The sequence below is a fragment of the Novosphingobium sp. genome, assembly GCF_032093395.1.
Lineage (GTDB): Bacteria > Pseudomonadota > Alphaproteobacteria > Sphingomonadales > Sphingomonadaceae > Novosphingobium.
The window spans coordinates 1-2653 of sequence record NZ_DAMDBA010000161.1 but is presented as its reverse complement, the minus strand read 5'-3'; the positions used below and the strand labels follow the sequence as shown (position 1 = coordinate 2653).

4 protein-coding genes are annotated in these 2653 nt (G+C 62.9%); 3 read left to right on the top strand and 1 reads right to left on the bottom strand.

Annotation, left to right across the window (positions count from 1 at the left end; genetic code table 11):
- Positions 1–207: hypothetical protein (locus tag RT424_RS24260; protein WP_313443444.1), on the bottom strand; the 207-nt coding region annotated here is incomplete at its 3' end.
- 12 nt (positions 208–219) lie between these two features.
- Between RT424_RS24260 and tnpA the strand changes: the two genes are divergently transcribed.
- From tnpA to tnpC, 3 genes are all read left to right on the top strand, one after another.
- Positions 220–579, top strand: a complete 360-nt coding sequence (gene tnpA, locus RT424_RS24255; protein WP_313443442.1) for an IS66-like element accessory protein TnpA — start codon at positions 220–222, stop codon at positions 577–579.
- The gene (gene tnpB, locus RT424_RS24250) at positions 576–923 is read left to right on the top strand and encodes an IS66 family insertion sequence element accessory protein TnpB (protein WP_009824048.1); all 348 of its coding nucleotides are present in this window, start codon (positions 576–578) and stop codon (positions 921–923) included. Before tnpA ends, tnpB begins: the two co-directional genes overlap by 4 nt.
- A gap of 61 nt (positions 924–984) precedes the next feature.
- Complete coding sequence (gene tnpC, locus RT424_RS24245; RefSeq protein ID WP_313443438.1) at positions 985–2517, top strand: IS66 family transposase; 1533 nt, start codon at positions 985–987, stop codon at positions 2515–2517.
- The last annotated feature ends 136 nt before the right edge of the window (positions 2518–2653 follow it).

Below are 2653 nucleotides of genomic sequence, written 5' to 3'. Positions count from 1 at the left end.
TGTCGATGAGGGCTCGAGCAGTTGTGTGATCTGCCATAAGTGAACCGAGCGTCTCAACGTACAATGGCCGTTGCCGCGAGAAAGTAACCGTGGCGCCGAGGCCGCCTTGCGCGGTTGCGGGATGAAGGGCTGATTGCCGCTCGGATAGGAGCGGCAATGGATAACGAGATCGAAGGTGGACCAGTGAGCGGTCATATGAGTGCTCATACGAGCGGTCGTATGAGCACTCGGATTGAGGTCGTTGCGGGTCGGCGCCGTTGGACAGTGGAGCAGAAGCTGGCGATCCTGCGCGATGCCTTTGGCCCGGAGGGTTCGGTTGGCGATGCCTGCAAGCGGCACGCGATTGGCAGCGGGTCGATCTACACCTGGCGACGACAGGCGATGTCGGGCGAACTTGGCGGCGCCAGGCCAGCGCCCTTGCCGAGTTTCGCAGAGGTCGAGCTTTCCGCCCCGGTTCCGGGACTGCCGACGGCGGGTAGTCATATCGAGATCGAACTGCCCTCGGGCGTGAAGCTGACCGTGGACTCCGGTGTCGATGCCGACGCACTCGCACGTGTCGTTGCCGTTCTCACGCGATGATCCCGCTGCCACCTTCCACCCGGATCTATCTGGCCTGTGGTGCCACCGACATGCGCAAGGGCTTTGATGGTTTGGCAGTGCTGGCGCAGCAGGTTCTGGAGCAGAGCCCGCATTCCGGGGCGCTGTTTGCCTTCCGGGGCAAGCGTGGCGATCTGGTCAAACTGCTCTGGTATGATGGCCAAGGCCTATGCCTGTTCTCCAAGAGGATGGACCGTGGTCGGTTCGTCTGGCCGGTGACGAAGACGGGCAAGGTCGGCCTGACCTCGGCGCAGCTTTCCATGCTCCTTGAAGGCATTGACTGGCGACGCCCGGAGCGGACAGCAGCACCGCTGCTGGCGGGCTAAAAAGTGAGGATTTCTGAGGGTTTTTCTGGCATCGGCGGTGCCGTTTTGATAGTATTCCAGGGTGTCGGATCGAGGATCTTCCCCCGTCGATAAGGACGCCCGTATCGCCGAGTTGGAGGCAGCTCTGGCGGCCCGCGACACGCTGATCGATACCTTGCGTTTCCAACTAGCCCAGCTCCGGCGGCTCACCTTTGGTCAGTCTTCGGAGAAGCTGTCCCTCCAGATCGAACAGCTCGAACTCACCCTTGAGGAGTTGGAAGGCGAAGCTGAGCTTGCCGATATCCGCAAAGTCCAGACGGATCAGAGGGAGCGAGCGGCGCCGATCCGTGCCTTGCCGGCGCATCTGCCGCGGGCCGAACGCCGGATTGAGCCGGAAGCAGGCACCTGCACCTGTCCTTCCTGCGGAGGCGCCCTGCGTCCGCTCGGGCAGGACAGCGACGAGATGCTCGACGTCGCGCCGGTGCAATGGCGCGTCATCCGCACTGTCCGTCCTAAATATAGCTGCCGATCCTGCGAGCGGATCGTCCAGGCCCCGGTGCCCGTAAAGGCGATTGCCCGGGGCAAAGCCAGTTTCGCCACGCTCACCCATGTCGTCGTCGCCAAGTTCGATCATCATCTCCCCCTCTATCGCCAGGCCGAGATGATGGCGGCACAGGGCCTCGATATCGACCGATCAACGCTGGCAGGCTGGGCAGCACAGGCCGCACATCTGCTCGACCCGATCGTCAGTCGCATTCGGGAAGAAGGGATCAAGGCCGGCAAGATCCATGTCGATGACACGCCCGTGCCCATGCTGATGCCCGGCAAGGGCAAGACGGTCCAGGCGAGGCTCTGGGCCTATGTCGTCGATGATCGTGCCGCTGGCGCATCCACGCCGGCATTGGCCTGGTATCGCTTCACCCCTGACCGCAGCGGCGTCCACCCGCAAAGCGAGCTCAAGGACTTTACCGGGCTGCTACAGGCTGATGCCTATGCAGGCTTCGACAAGCTCTACAGGGACAACCGCATTCGGGAGGTCGCCTGCTGGGCGCATTTCCGGCGCAAGATATTCGAGAACCATGCCACCAGCCCGACGCCGTTGACGAGCAACCTGCTGGATCGGATCGCCGCTCTCTACCGGATCGAGGAAGAGATACGCGGGCAGCCGCCTGACCAGCGCCGCCGGCATCGCCAGGACAAAAGCAGGCCTCAGGTGAACGAACTGCGCTCGATCATCGACGATGCGCTGCGCCGCCTGTCGCCCAAGTCCAACATGGCCAAGGCGCTCAGCTATGGCCGCAAGCGCTGGGATGCGCTCACCCGCTACATCGACGAGGGCGTTGCCGAGATCGACAACAACATCGCCGAGCGCGCGATCCGTCCCGTGGCGATCGGCCGCAAGAACTGGATCTTTGCCGGATCGAAGGCTGGCGGCGAACGGGCTGCGGCCATCTATTCCGTCATCGAGACAGCCAAGCTCAACGGTATCGAACCGCAGGCCTACATCGCCGATATCATCGAGAAGATCGCTGGCGACTGGCCCGCTACTCGCTGGCATGAGCTCATGCCGTGGAACTGGCATCCGAGCGAGCAAGAGGTCGCCCAAGCCGCCTAGCTGCGGTACTCAGGCCACGCTTACGCGAGAAACAGGGAAAGCAGCCGACGCGCTTGTATAGTCTCCAAGCGCGTCAAGCTTTGCGCGATCCCTATGCGGTCTGGTTCTCGCTGCGGATAATGGCATCCACCGCGGC